General features: G+C 70.1%; 10 protein-coding genes. 6 read left to right on the forward strand and 4 right to left on the reverse strand.

The window, feature by feature from the left end:
* Window positions 1–197 precede the first annotated feature (197 nt).
* Window positions 198–860, forward strand: a complete 663-nt coding sequence (locus tag ACH427_RS30240; protein ID WP_398874627.1) for a GGDEF domain-containing protein — start codon at window positions 198–200, stop codon at window positions 858–860.
* Window positions 861–899: 39 nt separating this feature from the next.
* On the opposite strand, the gene ACH427_RS30245 is transcribed toward ACH427_RS30240, so the two are convergent.
* On the reverse strand, window positions 900–1,700 hold the full coding sequence (locus ACH427_RS30245) for a Crp/Fnr family transcriptional regulator (RefSeq protein ID WP_398874629.1): 801 nt from the start codon (window positions 1,698–1,700) through the stop codon (window positions 900–902).
* Window positions 1,697–1,933, reverse strand: coding sequence for a hypothetical protein (locus tag ACH427_RS30250; RefSeq protein WP_398874631.1), 237 nt, complete (start codon window positions 1,931–1,933; stop codon window positions 1,697–1,699). The genes ACH427_RS30245 and ACH427_RS30250 overlap by 4 nt, the downstream gene beginning before the upstream one ends.
* A 760-nt stretch (window positions 1,934–2,693) precedes the next feature.
* Here ACH427_RS30250 and ACH427_RS30255 point away from each other — a divergent pair.
* On the forward strand, window positions 2,694–3,488 hold the full coding sequence (locus ACH427_RS30255) for a thioesterase II family protein (RefSeq protein WP_398874633.1): 795 nt from the start codon (window positions 2,694–2,696) through the stop codon (window positions 3,486–3,488).
* On the opposite strand, the gene ACH427_RS30260 is transcribed toward ACH427_RS30255, so the two are convergent.
* Window positions 3,436–5,001: a long-chain fatty acid--CoA ligase gene (locus tag ACH427_RS30260; protein WP_398874635.1), complete on the reverse strand. Its 1,566-nt coding sequence runs from the start codon at window positions 4,999–5,001 to the stop codon at window positions 3,436–3,438. The two genes, ACH427_RS30255 and ACH427_RS30260, sit on opposite strands and share 53 nt — an antisense overlap.
* Window positions 4,998–6,542, reverse strand: a complete 1,545-nt coding sequence (locus tag ACH427_RS30265) for a fatty acid--CoA ligase family protein (RefSeq protein WP_398874637.1) — start codon at window positions 6,540–6,542, stop codon at window positions 4,998–5,000. Before ACH427_RS30265 ends, ACH427_RS30260 begins: the two co-directional genes overlap by 4 nt.
* Before the next feature lie 344 nt (window positions 6,543–6,886).
* Between ACH427_RS30265 and hemA the strand changes: the two genes are divergently transcribed.
* The 4 genes from hemA to ACH427_RS30285 form a co-directional block, all read left to right on the forward strand.
* Window positions 6,887–8,101, forward strand: coding sequence for a 5-aminolevulinate synthase (hemA, locus tag ACH427_RS30270; protein ID WP_398874639.1), 1,215 nt, complete (start codon window positions 6,887–6,889; stop codon window positions 8,099–8,101).
* Between the two features lie 247 nt (window positions 8,102–8,348).
* On the forward strand, window positions 8,349–9,317 hold the full coding sequence (locus ACH427_RS30275; protein WP_398874641.1) for an ACP S-malonyltransferase: 969 nt from the start codon (window positions 8,349–8,351) through the stop codon (window positions 9,315–9,317).
* A gap of 2 nt (window positions 9,318–9,319) precedes the next feature.
* On the forward strand, window positions 9,320–10,387 hold the full coding sequence (locus ACH427_RS30280; RefSeq protein ID WP_398874643.1) for an arylcarboxylate reductase: 1,068 nt from the start codon (window positions 9,320–9,322) through the stop codon (window positions 10,385–10,387).
* Between the two features lie 296 nt (window positions 10,388–10,683).
* On the forward strand, window positions 10,684–16,952 hold a 6,269-nt coding region (locus ACH427_RS30285), incomplete at its 3' end, for a type I polyketide synthase (RefSeq protein WP_398874645.1).

The raw sequence follows: 16,952 nt of genomic DNA on the forward strand, positions 1-16,952 counted from the left end.
CGGACAGCCTGCACCGGAACGGGGCCACCCGCCAGACGCGGTGGCTCCGGCATCCGAACATCGCTGTACGGAAGCCGAGTTCGCACCGAGCGGGCGGAAAGGGGGGATCTCCAGCATGACCGGACCACACACCGGCCCGCACGCGCCGAGTCCGCGAAGCCGTGCGGGCCAGCTCTCTGTTCGGAAGGTGTCCCTCGATGAACCTCCTCGTCCAGGCCCTGCCCATAGCCGCGCCGACCGTCGGCTGGGCCGCCCACGCGCTCATACTCGTCCGTCGCCTCCGCACCGCCCGCACCGACCCCCTCACCGGCCTCATGTGCCGCGACGAATTCACCTCCCGCGCGCGGCGGGCCGTCAAGCACCCGGACGCCGCCGTGCTGCTCCTCGACCTCAACGGCTTCAAGCAGATCAACGACACCCACGGGCACGCCGTGGGCGACCAGGTCATCGCCGCCGTCGGGCGCCGGCTCGACGGGTGGTGCCGGGAACGGGGCGGGTTCGCGGCGCGGCTGGGCGGCGACGAGTACACCGCCGTGATCCGTCTCGCGCCGGACGCCGACCTCGATGGCGAGCTGACGTACGGCCTCTCGGCCCGGCTCTCCGCCCCGCTCGACACCGGCGCCGTCACCCTCTCGCCCCGCGCGTCGATCGGCCTGTGCCGCGTCGGCCGCAGGCCCGGCGCCGGCCTTTCGGAGCTGCTGCGCGGCGCGGACGAGGCGATGTACACCGCGAAGCGCCTCGGCCTGCACTGGCGTCCGGCCGGACCGGTCGACGTCTACCGCACCGCCAACGGCCGCCGCGCGGGCCGTCCGGGCACACACCTGATCCTCCTCCCCGCCACGCGAAGGAGGGCGTCGTAGCTCCTGCCGGGCGGCCCCACGCCGCCGGCCCGGGCCCGCTCACAGCTCCGGCAAGGGGGACGGCGGTGGTGGCGGGCCCTTTCCCGCCTTGCCCTTCGACGGGCCCTTTCCCTCGGCCAGGGCTGTCAGTAATTCGACGTTCTTGACCGCGTAGTGCCGGTGCCCGGTCGTCAGGATTCCCATCATGCGTAATTCCGCCATGACGTTCTCGATGGTCGCCCGGCCGAGCATCAGGGCTTCTCCGAGTTCTGCCTGCGTCGGCCCCGTGACCTCCACCGAGGAATCGGGCAGCAGCCGGGCGCTCATGCCGGATGTCCGGTGCAATTCCAGCAGCAGCGTGCAGACGCGCTGAATGGGCGCGTGCCGGGAATTGGCGTAGACCCGCTCATTGGTCCGCAGGCGTTCGGAGATGGTCTTCGCCACGCCCTTCATCACGGATATCTCGCTCTCGGCCAGCATGCGCATGCGCGGCATCGAGCAGGACAGGGTCCAGGTGGTGGTGAGGCATTGGGCCGCCGCGGGCCCGGCGGTCTCGTCGACGATCTCCACATCGCCGAGCAGGGAGTCGGCGCCGCGGAAACGCAGTGTGGTGGACCCGGCGGACGTGGTCCGTTCGGCCACACAGCCGGAGAGGACGAAATGCACCTCGCTCGACCCGGGCACGACCCCGCGCAGCCGGTCCCCCTTGCCGTACTGCCTGCTGACCAGGTGATCGCCGAGGGTCTCCCGCACGGGACCGGGCAGCGAGGTGAAGAAGCGGACGGAGCGCGCCCGTTCGGCCTGCCGTATCACCCGCTCGTTGAGCGTCGCCATCCAGTCCGGTGGCAGCTGACGGCTCAACGCCCTACCCCTGACGCCGGGGACACCGGCCTCGGCGGTGGCGCCGAGGGCATCGCGTGGAGCTCGTCGACCAGCGGCACCAGCGCACCGACCAGGGTGGCCAGGGCGAGGATCGTCGTCGCTATTCGCAGCGGATGTCCGGTCAGGTGTTTGATGGTGTAGACCACGACGAACGCGATGATCGCGAAGATCGTCACCGCTGCGGCAAGGAATGCGACGTTCCCACTGTCCAATGTTGATCTCCATTTCTCCATGGAGTGACTTGGCAGGTCCATTTCAGTATCGGGTCGCCGGTCCGGGCCGCTGCCCGTGGTGAGCGGGCGCCCGAACGAGCGAACTCGGGTAGCGCAGAAGCGTATCCGACAGAGCGGGTACTCGCGTGCTTCGTCCCTGCATGTAGGGACCCACTCCCGATGGTCCGGACCTCGGTGGAAATGCCGGTCCCGCAAAGCGGATCGGCCGGGTGGGGGAATATCTTGTGTGCTAGGATCCGCCGCCCTGTTTCCCTGCGCGCAGGGATTTCCGCCGCTGCCGGCGGTACGCGCCGGTATCCCCGTGCCTTATTCCCTGACGCGAGGGAAATCGCCGTCAGTTCGAGTTAAGGTCCCTGAGGGCAGGGAATCCTGTGCGCGACTATCGCGTTAGCTGGTCACCGGCCACTGACCGGCCGGAGCGCTGTCGTTGACCTTGGCAGGTCCAGCGCGCAGCACGGACGGTCCCCTCGGGGGTGGTGCCCCGGGGGGACCGGTTCCCGCCGCGCGAGCCGTCGCGGGAGGGCGGTGTGCATGGGCTTCCGCCCGGCATGCCGGGGTGAGGGGGAAGAGCGGCCCGCGGGGCCGCGGCCCGCCGCGTCGGCCAGTGGTTCGAGGTCCGTCGATGAGGCGTTCCCCTCATACCCGATGTCTTGATCATCAGGCGACCGTCCGGAAGGGTTGGCGTCGGAGCGTGCTTCGCCGGGCGCGTTCGACGGGGCGACAGAACGGGTGGGAACTCATGGGTGGTATCGGGGAGTCGTGGCTCAGGCGGTTTCATTCTTCGGGCGGCGGCCCGGACCGTGAGGTCACCGTGGTCTGCTTTCCGCACGCGGGTGGGTCGGCCAGTTATTTCCTGCCGTTGTCCGCCGCGCTCTCGGACCGTGCCGAGGTGGTCGCCTTGCAGTATCCGGGGCGGCAGGACCGCAGGTCCGAGGCTCCGCTCAGCAGCGTCGACGAGCTGGTGCGGGGCATCACGGGGGCACTGCGCGACTGCGGCGACCGGCCCATGGTCCTCTTCGGGCACAGCATGGGCGGCACGCTCGCCTTCGAGACCGCGCGGCGGCTGGAGGCGGAGTCGGACGGCCGGCTGCTGGGGCTGATCGTCTCGGGGCGTGCGGCGCCCGGCCCCGCGCGGCGGCGGACGGCGCGGCTCCGGGACGACGCGGAACTCCTCGCGGGGATCCGCGAGTTGGCGGGCACCGACTCCGCTCTCCTGGACGACGAGGACGTCGTACGGATGATCATGCCGGCGCTCCGCGCCGACTACACCGCCGTGGAGACGTACGCCTACCGGCAGGGCCCCGCGCTGAGCTGCCCCCTCGTCGTCTACACCGGTGACACCGACCCGCAGGTGAGCGGCCGGGAAGCGGAACGGTGGGCGGAGCACACCGTTTCCGACTTCCGGATCCGGACGTTCCGCGGAGGTCACTTCTACCTCAACGAGCAGCGGGAGCAGGTGACCGCGGCGCTGACCGAGGACCTCACGGCCTTCGGGGCCCGCTCCCGTCCCGCACTTCGCCGAACCGCGCCGTGAGTTCCCGCTTGAGCACCTTCCCGCTCGGCCCGAGGGGAAAGGCGTCGACGAACTCCACCAGGCGCGGGTATTTGTGCGCGGCGACCCGCTGCCTGCTCCAGGCCACGATCTCCGAGGCGAGCGCGGGGCCGGGCGCCGTGCCGGGCCGGGGGCGCACCACGGCGCAGACCTCCTCGCCGTACACCTCGTCGGGGACGCCGATCACGGCGACCTGGGCGATGGCCGGGTGGTGCATGAGCACGTCCTCGACCTCGCGCGGGTAGACGTTGTAGCCGCCGCGCAGCACCATGTCCTTCTTGCGGTCGACCAGGGTCAGATAGCCGTCCGCGTCCTTCACCCCCAGGTCGCCCGAGCGGAACCAGCCGTCGACGAGCACGGCCGCCGTTTCCTCCGGCCGGTTGAGATAGCCCGCCATGATGTTGTGGCCGCGCACGACGATCTCACCGACCTCGCCGTCCGGCAGCAGCTCGATGCGGCCCTCCACGTCGGCGGCGGCGATCTCCGCCTCGACGCCCCAGATGGGCCGGCCGACGGTGCCGGGCTTGCGGGGCCACGCCTTTTGGTTGTACGCGACGCACGGGGACGCCTCGGTCAGGCCGTACCCCTCGTAGATCGGGCAGCCGTAGACGTCCTCGAAGTCCTCGAGCACCTTGACGGGCAGCGCGGAGCCGCCGGAGAAGGCGCGGTCGAGCGGCGGGCGACGGGGCTCGTGGGCGGCCGCGTCGAGGAGGGCGAGGTACATCGTCGGGACACCCATGAACACCGTGCACTTCTCGGCGATCATGAGGCCGAGCGCTCCGGGGCCGTCGAAGCGGCTCATGAGCACGAGGGTGCCGCCGGCCAGGAAGACGGCGCTCATGCCGCAGGTCTGGCCGAAGGTGTGGAAGAGCGGCAGGCAGCCGAGGAGTACATCGTCGGGGCCGAGGTCGAACGGCGAGCGCATCGTGGTGCTGACGTTCATCACCAGGTTGAGCTGGGTGATCATCGCGCCCTTGGGCCGGCCGGTGGTACCGGAGGTGTAGAGCACCAGGGCCAGGTCCTCGGGCGCACGCGGCGCGCAGCGGTCGAGCGGCTCCGCCCGTTCGGCGAGGACGTCGAGGCGCGGTGAGCCGCCGTCGGTCTCCTCCATGAGGGTGAGCACGGCGACGTCCGCGACTCGCGCGGCCTCGGCGCCCTGGGGGAGCATCGGCTCGGCACACACCAGCGCCCCGGCCTCCGAGTCGCGCAACACGTGGACGATCTCCTCGGCGCGCAGCAGGCCGTGCACCGGGACGGCGACGGCGCCGAGGGCCAGCACGCCGTAGTACACCATCGGGAAGTGCGGCGAGTTGGGCAGCAGCAGGGCGATCCGGTCACCCGGACGCACGCCCTGCTCCCGCAGCACGGTCGCGTACCGCCGGGCGGCGTCCCACAGTTCGGCGTAGGTGAACCGCTCCGGCCCGAAGGCGAGCGCGGTGTGGTCCGGGCGCCGCAGCGCGGACTCCGCGAGGATGGACGCGGCGCTGAGGGTCATGCCGCGTCCGCGTGCCGGGCGGCCAGCGCCTGCTTGTCCGGCTTGCCCGCGCCGGTGAGGGGCAGGGTGTCGTGGAAGGTGACCACGGCGGGCACGTGCTTCGGGGACAGCTCGGCGGCGACGTGGCCGATCAGGGCCTCGGCGTCGACGGCCGCGCCCGTGCGGGCGACCACCGCGGCGTGGATGTGCTCGACGGCGTCGGCGTCGACGACGCAGTACACGGCGGCCTGGGCGATCTCGGGGTGGGAGAGCAGCGCGTTCTCGACGTCCGTGGGGTGGACCTTGATCCCGTTGGTCTTCATCACCTCGCCCATCCGGCCGTGCAGGCGCAGATAGCCGCGCTCGTCGAGGGAGCCGAGATCGCCGGTGTGCACCCAGCCGTCGCGGACGGTCGCGGCGGTCAGCTCCGGGTCGCCCCAGTAGCCGAGCATGGTGAACGGGGTGCGCACGCACACCTCGCCGGTCTCGCCCGGCGGGAGTTCGCGCTGGTCGTCCTGGTCGAGGACGCGCACCTCGGCGGTCAGACGGCCGACGGTGGCGCGGAGTTCCGGGTCGAAGTGGTCGGGCGGCATCAGCACGGTGATGCCGCTGGTCTCGGTGGTGCCGTAGAACTGCAGAAGCACCGGGCCGAACACCTCGACCGCCTCGGCGAGCCGCGCGGGGGAGGCGGCACAGCCGCCATAGGAAATGATCTTGATGCTGGAAAGGTCGGTGCCGGCGGTGTCCGGGTGGTCGACCAGCATGTACAGCTGCGGCGGGGTGAGCGTCAGGGCGGAGACCCGGTGCCGTTCCACCGCGCGCAGGACGGCGCCCGGCTCGAAGCCGTCGTGCAGGACGACCGTGCCGCCGGAAGCGAGGGCGAGGTCGGCGCCCGAGCCGTTGGAGTGGCTCACGGGCAGGGTCGACAGATACACGATCGGGGCCGGGGCCTGGAGGCCCGCGAGGAGATAGAGGCTGCGGACCCGGTACGGCAGGGTGACGCCCTTGGGCGCGCCGCTCGTGCCGCTGGTGTAGAGCACCACGGCGGGCTGCTCGGGGTCGGCCTCGATCGCGTCCAGGCCGAGGGCCTCAGGGTCGCCCGCCGTCAGATCCAGGACGTCGGGGCCGAGGTCGCCGAGCGCGGCGAGCCGGGGCGCGTGCGGCAACCGGTCGCACAGCTCGCGGGCCGTGTCGGCGTTCTCCTTGTCGACGGCGAGGAAGGTCGCCCCGGTCGTCCGGAGGATCTCCAGCCGTGCGGCGGCGGTCAGTTGGTCGTTGGGGTCCACCGCGTTCGTGGAGTGCAGGTGCACCACGGTGGCTCCGACGAGGTTCGCCGCGTAGCGCAGAATTATGGTCGCCGGGCTATTGGTGACGGTCAGCACCGCCACAATCGGAGTTTCGCCTTCCGTAAAGTGCCGGCGCAGGAATTCCGCCGCGGCGAGAACTGTCCCGGAGAACCGGGCCGCGGTGTACTCCTCGCCCTCCCGCCACAGGGCGATCCGGTCCGGAGCGCCCGCCAGCGCCTCAAGGACCCGGCGGACATAATTCTCGTTCGTAGACATCGAATCTCCACTGCGCCGAACCGGTTTGCTCGGGGCAGGATCACATACTGACGATGACCTGGCAACCATGTCTGATTGATCGTCAGTTTCCTGGTCGAGGCGGCAGTTCCGCTTTACGGTGCGCCGATTGACGGTCACGGACCGGATGGTTGGACGGTGGCATGGAACGGTGATATACAGAGGTCAATTCCCCCTGCCTCCTCGAATCGAGGACGGCGCGCCGTGATTTCCGGCGGGCGATCCCCGACTCCCCGCACCCGGCGCCACGAAGTCTCCGCAGCCGCGCCCGGCGCATTCGCGCACAGGCGGCAACCACACCCAGCTGGCCTCGAAAGCGAGTAGACGTGACGACCCCATATCTGGACCTCTTTTCCCGCCTCACCGAAGGCTCCGACGGGGGCAAGAGGGAGTTCCTGGAGATCGGACGGCTCGCCGGCCGGTTCCCCGCCGCCAGCGTACGCGGCGGCGACGACGCGGCCAGGATCAACGTCTGGTGCAGCAACGACTACCTCGGCATGGGGCAGCACCCCGCGGTCCTCGACGCCATGAAGGAAGCCGTCGACAAATACGGCGCGGGCGCCGGTGGTTCGCGGAACATCGGCGGCACCAACCACTGCCATGTGCTGCTGGAGAAGGAGCTCGCCGCGCTGCACGGCAAGGAGGACGCCCTCCTCTTCAGCTCCGGTTACACCGCCAACGACGGCGCGCTGTCCGTGATCGCCGGGCGCCTGGAGGGCTGCGTCGTCTTCTCCGACGCGCTGAACCACGCCTCCATCATCGACGGCCTGCGCCACAGCGGTGCGCGGAAGCACATCTTCCGGCACAACGACACCGCCCACCTGGAAGAACTGCTCGCGGCCGCCGACCCGGACGTGCCCAAGCTCATCGTCGCCGAGTCCGTGTACTCGATGAGCGGCGACATCGCGCCGCTCGCCGAGATCGCGGAGATCGCCGAGCGGTACGGGGCGATGACCTTTCTCGACGAGGTGCACGCGGTCGGCATGTACGGCCCGGAGGGCGCCGGCATCGCGGCCCGGGAGGGCATTGCCGACGCCTTCACGGTCATCATGGGCACGCTGGCCAAGGGCTTCGGCACCAACGGCGGCTATATCGCGGGCCCGGCCGAAGTGATCGAGGCCGTGCGGATGTTGTCCCGTTCCTTCATCTTCACCACCGCCCTGCCGCCCGCCGTGGCCGCGGGCGCCCTCGCCGCCGTGCGGCATCTGCGGTCGTCCGAGGACGAACGCTCCCTTCTGTGGGACAACGCGCAGTTGATGCACAAACTGCTGACGGAACGGCGCATTCCCTTTATCTCGGACCAGACGCATATCGTCTCCGTCCTGGTGAAGGACGAGGCCCTGTGCAAGCGCATGTCCGCCCTGCTGCTGGACCGTTACGGGATCTATGTGCAGGCGATCAACGCGCCGAGCGTGCGGGTCGGTGAGGAGATCCTGCGTGTCGCGCCCGGGGCCGTGCACACCTCCGAGGAGGTCGAGGGCTTCGTCGACGCCCTGGACCGGATCTGGGCGGATCTGGGCGCCGCACGCGCGGAGTCGTGAACGGGCTGTCACCTGGCGGCACTTGACGGTGAGAGGTCCATGCCATCGTCAACTCCGGTATGGACCAATTACCTGCCATGCGGTAGTCCATGATTCACATGCATGAATGTGACCATGGTTACAGTCGCGTGAAGTTCGAAAGTTTGTAGGGTGGGAGCGCGGGCGGGTCCACCGGGGAAGTGTCAACGGGACCCGCCGCGATGCAGCATCGCTCTGTCCGGAGGAGAGAGCGGGAACGGGGGCCTGAATGACGCTTGCATACATCCTTGACGGCGGCATGAACGATCAGCCGGGAGCCGGCGCGGAGCTGTACGAACTCTTCCCGAGCGTGCAGCAGACCTACGCGGACATCGCGCAGTGGACCGGTATCGAAGTCGACCGCATATTCCACGAACAACGACAGCCGGGACAGGAACACCGTCAGGGAGTCGGCGCCATTCGTCAGGCAGCCGCCGTTCTCGGAATCGCCGACGTGCTCGCCGCGGAATACGGAATCACCCCGGCCGCGGTATCCGGCCTCAGTTTCGGCGCACTTGTCTCCGCGACCCTCGCGGGCGCGGTGGAACGCCAGGACCTTTTCACTCTCCTGATGCGACTGCGGGAAGTTCCCGCACCCCCGCCCGGCAGTCCCCGGCAAGCCGTCGCCATGCTCCGCATTCCCTTCGACACGGATACCGCGGCCCTGCTCGCCGACGTCAATGACGTATATCTGTCCGCCGATCTCGGACGGGTCGGCAACGGCAACGAACGCATGGTCCTGCTCGGCGGCTACCGCACCGCCCTCGACCATTTCGGCACCACCCTGCCCGCCGGAGCCCTGCACGTCTCCGAGGATCACGGCGCCGCCTTCCACTCCCCGTTGCAGCAGCACGTCAGCGATTTCCTCGCGCCCAGGCTGGACGCCATGACCTTCAAGGACCCACGCGTTCCCGTCCATTCCTGCATGGAACGCAAGGCGCTCACCACGGGGGAAGAGATCCGCGACCTCTTCCGCCGCAACCCCACCGACCCCGTGAACGTCGCCGACATGATCGGCAGCCTCGAGGACGCCGGCACCGAGCTCGGCCTGGTCCTCGGCCCCGCCGCCTTCGGCACCTTCCAGAGCGCCTCCTTCCCCGTGGTGCACGTCGAGTCCCCGGACCACGTCTTCGAGGCGATGACCGCCGTCTACGACTTCGGCATCGAACTCCCCGCCGGCGAAACGGTGGTGGGCTGACCATGAAGGACGTGACCCCGCTCATCGACAAGTGGCTGGCACAGGACATCGACGCCTGGACGCGCCGCATCGTCCGCCACCACCTCGACCCCGAGACCGGCGCCCCGTACTGGATCGAGCGCGCCGCCGAGATCGGCGTCGCACCCGGTGACATCACCCGCTACGCCGACCTCGCCGCCTTCGGCCCCATGCCGCTCGGCGTCCTGCGCACGCTCGACCCCACCGACCTGGTGCCCCTGGCACTGCCCCGCCCGCTGTCCGGGCGGATCTGGGACTCCGGCGGCACCACCGGCAGCCCCTGCCGCGTCTTCTACACCGAGCCCATGCTCGAACACCGCGCCGCCTGGCGACGATGGATCATCGAGCGCGAGGGCTTCGAGCCCGGCCGGGTCTGGCTCCAGGCCACCCCGACCGGCCCCCACCTCATCGGCCACGGCGCCGCCGACCTGGCGGACCTCTACGACGGCCGCGTGTACGGCATCGACTTCGACCCCCGCTGGGTCAAGCGCATGCTGCGCAACGGCAAGCTCAAGGAAGCCCAGGAATACACGGCGCACCTCATCGACCAGATGGCCGCCGTCCTGGAGAGCCAGCCCGTCGACTACCTCGTCACCACCCCCGCGCTCCTCCAGGCCCTCATCAAGGCCAGGCCGGAACTGGTGGCCGAGCTGAAGGGCGTGCGCCTCAGCGGCACCCACGCCACCCCCGCGATGCGCCGCGCCTTCCACGAGGCGCTCGGCGGCGGGCTGGTCGTCGTGACCTACGCCAACACCTTCGGCAACACCGTCGGCCTCCCCGTGGAGAACGACGGCGCGCTGATGCCCTACCTGCCCAACTACCCGCAGGTGACCATGGCCGTGGTCGACAAGGACGACTGGTCGAAGGTCGTCGGCTACGGCGAACAGGGCCAGGTCCGGCTCACCGTCCTGCACGACGACCTCTTCCTGCCGAACATCCTCGAGCGCGACATCGCCGTGCGGTACGACACGGGCGACGCCTGGCCCTGCGACGGCGTCGCCAACGTCCGGCCGCTCCAGGTCGTCCGCTCGGCCCCCGAGGGCATCTACTAGCCCCCACCGGGCCGTACCACCGGCCGGGACACGAGCTCCCGCCTGCCGGTCCGCCCGCACACCCGTACCCCTCGTCGCGCCCCTCGCCGGGCGCGACGGGGTGATCCCGGCTTGCCCGGGACGGGTCCGCACAACGGCAGCATGTATCGGCGGCCGCCGCCCGGTGCCCGCGGCACCGCCAGGCATCGCCGGCGCCCCCACACCGACAAAGCAATCACTGTCATGCCCATAGAGCCGGGAGCGCAGTTCCGTCGCGCTCGGCGTCCCACGTTCTGGTCCCCCAGGGAGTCACGCACATGAAGGGTTCCGAGGCCGCCTGCCCGAACATGGCGGACGCTCCGATCGCAGTGGTCGGACTCTCGTGCCGCCTCCCCGGGGCACCCGACCCGGCCGCCTTCCGCGACATGCTCCGCAGCGGCGTCGACGCGATCACCGAGGTCCCCGCGGAACGCTGGAACGCGGCCGGCCTCTCCGCTGCGGACGCCCCCGGCACCCGGCGCGCCGGCTTCCTGGCCCAGCACCAGGTGGACCACTTCGACGCGGACTTCTTCGGCGTCTCGCCCCGCGAGGCCGCCGCGATGGACCCCCAGCAACGCCTCGTGCTGGAACTGACCTGGGAGGCCCTGGAGGACGCCGGCATCGTCCCCGACCGCCTCCGCGACACCGCCACCGGCGTGTACATCGGCGTCATCGCGGACGACTACGCCACCCTCCAGCGGCGCCGCGGCCTCGACGCCATCGACCGGCACAGCTTCACCGGACTGCACCGCGGCATCATCGCCAACCGCGTCTCCTACCACCTCGGCCTGCGCGGCCCCAGCCTCACCCTCGACGCGGGACAGGCATCCTCCCTCGTCGCCGTCCACCTGGCCTGTGAGAGCCTGCGCCGCGGCGAGAGCACGGTGGCCGTCGTCGGCGGTGTCAACCTCATCCTCGCCCCCGAGAGCAGCGTCGGCGTCGCCAGGTTCGGCGGCCTGTCACCCGACGGGGTCAGCTACACCTTCGACGCCCGCGCCAACGGCTACGTACGAGGCGAAGGCGGCGGCGCCGTCGTGCTCAAGCCCCTCGCGGACGCCCTCGCCGACGGCGACACCGTCCACTGCGTCATCCGCGGCAGCGCCGTCAACAACGACGGCGGCGGCACCCACCTCACCACCCCCCGGCAGGCCGCGCAGGAGGACGTGCTCCGGCGCGCCTACGAGCAGGCCGGCGTGGACCCCTCCCAGGTCCAGTACGTCGAACTCCACGGCACCGGCACGAAGGTCGGCGACCCGATCGAGGCCGCGGCCCTCGGCGCCGTCCTGGGCACGGCCCGCCGGGACGACCCGCTCCTGGTCGGCTCCGCCAAGACCAACGTTGGCCACCTGGAGGGCGCCGCGGGCATCGTGGGCCTCATCAAGGCGGCCCTCGGCCTCAGGCACGGCGAACTCTTCCCCAGCCTCAACTTCCGGACACCGAACCCGGACATCCCCCTGGACGAACTGAACCTGCGCGTCCAGACCGCCACCGCCCCCTGGACCCCCGCCCCGGACACCCCGCGCACCGCCGGTGTCAGCTCCTTCGGAGTGGGCGGTACGAACTGCCACGTCGTCCTCACCGAGGGACCGCGGCACGCCCAGCAGGACACGTCGGCGCGGGTCGAGGCGCCGGTGGTGCCGTGGGTGGTGTCGGGGAAGTCCGAGGCGGCGTTGCGTGCGCAGGCGGAGCGGTTGCTGGCGCGTGTGGGGGAGTTGCCGCCGCTGGATGTGGGTTTCTCGCTGGCGGCCGGCCGGAGTGCTTTCGAGCACCGTGCTGTGGTGCTGGCCGGACATCAGGTTGGTCTGAGCGCTCTGGTGGAGGGGCGTGAGGCGCCCGGTGTGGTGCGGGGTCGTGTCGCGGGGGCGGATGGCCGTGTGGCGTTCGTGTTCCCGGGGCAGGGGTCGCAGTGGGCCGGTATGGCGGCGGAGCTGTTGGATTCCTCGGCGGTGTTCGCGGAGCGGATCGCGGAGTGCGGGGCGGCGTTGGCGCCGTATGTGGATTGGTCGTTGACCGGTCTGCTGCGTGCGGAGGACGCCGCCTGGCTTGAGCAGGTCGACGTGGTGCAGCCGGTGTTGTGGGCTGTGATGGTTTCGTTGGCGGAGGTGTGGCGTTCGACCGGTGTGGAGCCGGCTGCTGTCATCGGTCACTCGCAAGGTGAGATAGCGGCGGCTTGTGTTGCGGGTGCGCTGTCCTTGGAGGATGCGGCGAAGGTGGTGGCGCTGCGGAGCAAGGCTCTGCGGGCCCTGTCCGGCCGGGGCGGCATGGTGTCCGTCTCGCTGGATGTGCAGGCGGTCGAGGAGCGCCTGGACGATCGTTTGTCTGTGGCCGCGATCAACGGACCCGCCACGGTGGTTGTGTCCGGAGACACGGACGCCCTCGATGAACTCCTCGCCGGCTGTGAGGCGGACGGTATCCGTGCGCGTCGTGTCGCGGTGGATTACGCCTCGCACTGCGCACACGTGGAGGAGATCGAGAGCGCGCTGTTGCGCGACCTCGCCGGAATCTCCCCGCGCCCGGCCTCCGTGCCGTTCTATTCCACGGTGACCGGTGGAGTGCTGGAGACTGGCGCTCTCGATGCCGCCTACTGGTACCGCAACCTGCGCCAGACCGTCCGCTTCCAGGAAGCCGTCCAGGCCCTCCTGGATGACGGCTTCCGCCTGTTCGTGGAGTCGAGCGCCCACCCGGTCCTGACTATGGGCATCGAGCAGACCGCAGAGACCCACACCATCACCGCTGTCGGTTCCCTGCGCCGCGGCGAGGGCGGCCTGGACCGCTTCCTGACTTCTGTCGCCGAGGCATTCGTAGGCGGGGCTTCCGTCGACTGGGCCAAGATCTTTGAGGGCACGGGCGCGCGTCGCGTGGACCTCCCCACGTACGCCTTCCAGCGCAGCCGTCACTGGCTGGACACCTCGGCGGAGGTGCGGGCGAGTGTGCCGTCGACCGACGCCGCCTCGGGACTCAGGGCGCGTCTGGCGGAGTTGGAGGGGAGCGAGCAGGACGATCTGCTCCTGGACCTGGTGCGTGACCAGGTCGCCACGACGCTGGGTTACGACGGGCCGGAAGCCGTCGACGCCGGGCGGACGTTCAAGGAGCTCGGCTTCGACTCGCTGGGTGCCGTCGAGTTCCGCAATCGCCTGAACCTCACGACGGGCCTGCGGCTGCAGACCACCCTGCTGTTCGACTACCCCACTCCCGCCGTCCTCGCACGCCACCTGAGGACCTCCCTCCTCGACGGTGAGCAGGTGGCGGCCGCGCCGGCGTCGGTGGTGCCGGTCGACGACGACCCGATCGCGATCGTGGGGATGAGCTGCCGGTTCCCGGGCGGTATCGGGTCGCCCGAAGAGCTCTGGGACCTGGTCGCTTCCGGCGAGGACACGATCGGCGGATTCCCGACGGACCGTGGCTGGGACCTGGCCGGCCTGTACTCCCCGGAGCGCGGAAAGCCGGGGACGACGTACACCCGCGAGGGCGGTTTCCTCTACGACGCAGGTGACTTCGATGCCGAGTTCTTCGGGATCTCGCCGCGTGAGGCGCTGGCGATGGATCCGCAGCAGCGGCTGCTGCTGGAGACCGCGTGGGAGGCGTTCGAGCGGGCGGGTATCGCTCCCGACGACCGGACGAAGAGCGAGACAGGTGTCTTCGTCGGCGCGATGTCCCAGGACTACGGCCCCCGGATGCACGACGCCTCGGACGGGCTCCAGGGCTACCTCCTCACCGGCAACAGCGTCAGTGCCGCCTCGGGGCGCATCTCGTACACGTTCGGGTTCGAGGGCCCTGCGGTGACGGTGGACACGGCGTGTTCGTCGTCGTTGGTGGCGTTGCATCTGGCGGCGCAGTCGCTGCGGCAGGGCGAGTGCTCGCTGGCCCTTGCCGCCGGTGTGACCGTGATGGCGACCCCTGGTCTCTTCGTGGAGTTCAGCCGCCAGCAAGGCGTCGCGTCGGACGGCCGTTGCAAGCCGTTCTCCGCCGAGGCCGACGGGACGGGCTGGTCCGAGGGCGCGGGTGTGTTGCTGCTGGAGCGGCTGTCGGACGCGCGGCGTAACGGGCATCGGGTGCTGGCGGTGGTGCGTGGTTCGGCGGTGAACCAGGATGGTGCGAGCAACGGTCTGTCCGCGCCGAACGGCCCGTCGCAGCAGCGGGTGATCCGCGCGGCGTTGGCCAGCGCCGGCTTGTCGGCCGCCGAGGTCGACGCGGTCGAGGCACACGGTACGGGCACCAAGCTCGGCGACCCGATCGAGGCGCAGGCGCTGCTCGCGACGTACGGCCAGGGCCGGGCGGCAGACGAGCCGTTGTGGCTGGGTTCGGTGAAGTCGAACATCGGCCACACGCAGGCGGCCGCCGGTGTTGCCGGGATCATGAAGATGGTGCTGGCGATGCGGCATGGTGTGCTGCCGCGGTCGCTGCATGTGGATGAGCCGTCTTCGCATGTGGACTGGTCCGCGGGTGCGGTGGAGCTGTTGACCGAGGCCGTGCTGTGGCCGGAGAGTGGTCGGCCTCGTCGGGCGGGTGTGTCGTCGTTCGGTATCAGTGGGACGAACGCGCATGTGATCCTGGAGCAGGCGCCGGAATTGGACGTTCCGGCTGCTGTTCCGGTGGACTCGGTGTCTGTGGTGCCGTGGGTGGTGTCGGCGAAGTCCGAGGCTGCGTTGCGGGGTCAGGCGGAGCGGCTGCTGTCGTTGACGCGGGATGAGACCGTGGCGCCTGTCGATGTGGCGTTTTCGCTGGCCACGGCCCGTTCGGTGTTTGAGCACCGTGCGGTGGTGTTGGCTGCGGACCGGTCTGGCTTCGGGGCCGGGCTGGGTGCGGTGGTCTCGGGTGAGCCGGCTGCTGGTGTGGTCCGTGGTGTGCCGGGTCCGGGGAAGCTGGCGTTGGTGTTCTCGGGTCAGGGCAGCCAGCGGGTCGGGATGGGGCGTGGGCTGTATGAAGCCTTCCCGGTCTTCGCTGAAGCTTTTGATGAGGTGTGTGCGGCGTTCGACTTGGAGCGGCCGTTGCGTGAGGTTGTGTTCGAGGGTGGTGGCGCTCTTGATGAGACGGTGTTCACGCAGTGTGGTCTGTTCGCTCTGGAGGTTGCCCTTTATCGGCTGGTTTCTTCGTGGGGTGTGAAGCCGGACTTTGTGGCCGGGCATTCCATTGGTGAGATCGCGGCTGCGTACGTGGCTGGTGTGTGGTCGTTGGCGGATGCGTGTGCGTTGGTGGCGGCGCGTGGCCGGTTGATGCAGGCGTTGCCGTCGGGTGGGGCGATGTTGGCGGTGGAGGCGGACGAGGCGATCGTTCGTGCGGCGCTGGCCGACTTCACCGGTGTGGACATTGCTGCTGTCAATGGGCCGTCCTCGGTGGTGGTGTCGGGTGCTGAGGCGTCGGTGGCGGGGCTGGAGGCAGTGTGGCGGGGTGAGGGTCGCCGGGTGCGGCGGCTGCGTGTCTCGCACGCGTTCCACTCCCCGTTGATGGAGCCGATGCTGGCCGACTTCCGCAAGGTGGCCGAGCAACTGTCGTACGAGGCGCCGCGCATCCCGCTGGTCTCCAACCTCACCGGCGGTCTTGTCACCGCCGACGAAGTGTGTGACCCGGAATACTGGGTGCGCCACGTCCGCGCGACCGTACGTTTCGCCGACGGCATCGCCTGCCTGGCGGACCAGTGTGTGACCACATTCCTGGAGCTGGGCCCGGACAGCGTCCTGTCGGGCATGGGCCAGGACACCGCCCCGGAGATGCTCTTCGCCCCGGCCTTGCGCAGGGACCGCGACGAAGCGGCATCGTTGCTCGAAGCCCTGGCTCAGGTTTACGTCCAGGGTCACTCCGTGGACTGGGCCGCGCTGCTCGCCCCGGCCCGCCCTCGACAGATCGACCTGCCCACCTACGCCTTCCAGCGCGAGCGGTACTGGGTGCAACCTGCCCGGTCCGAGCCGCGTGTTTCCGAAGGCAGTTGGCGGTATCACGCGGTGTGGTCGCCGTTGGGTGATCTGTCGGGGTTGCTGTCGGGTGATTGGTTGGTGGTTGTTCCGGCTGGTCTGGCTGGTGATGCGTGGGTCGGGCGGTGTGTGGCCGCTCTGGCCGGCCGTGGTGCGCGGCCGGTGGTGCTGGAGGTGTCACAGGCTGATCGTGCGGTGATTGCTGAGGGGCTTGGGTCGGAGTCCGGTTTCGCGGGTGTGGTGTCGTTGCTGGCGCTCGCACGCGGTCGGGATGCGGTGTTCGGCTCGGTGCCGAGGGGTGTCGCGCTGACGCTGGCTCTCGTCCAGGCTCTTGGTGATGCCGGTGTGGCGGCTCCGTTGTGGTGTGTGACGCGGGGTGCGGTTGCTGTTGCCTCCAGTGAGCGTGTGACGGCTTTGGATCAGGCGCAGTTGTGGGGTCTGGGTCGTGTGGCGGCGTTGGAGCTTGTGGGCCGTTGGGGTGGTCTGGTCGACCTTCCCGAGGTTTTGGATGAGCGTTCGGCGGGGCGTCTGGCTGGTGTGCTTCGGTCCGGTGAGGGTGAGGTCGCGGTCCGGTCTGCGGGGATCTTCGGGCGTCGGGTTGTGCGTGCTTCGGCGGACGGTGCCGGGTCGTGGCGTGT

Origin of the sequence: Streptomyces sp. NPDC020379, assembly GCF_044387105.1 — a bacterium.
Classification (GTDB): Bacteria; Actinomycetota; Actinomycetes; order Streptomycetales; family Streptomycetaceae; genus Streptomyces.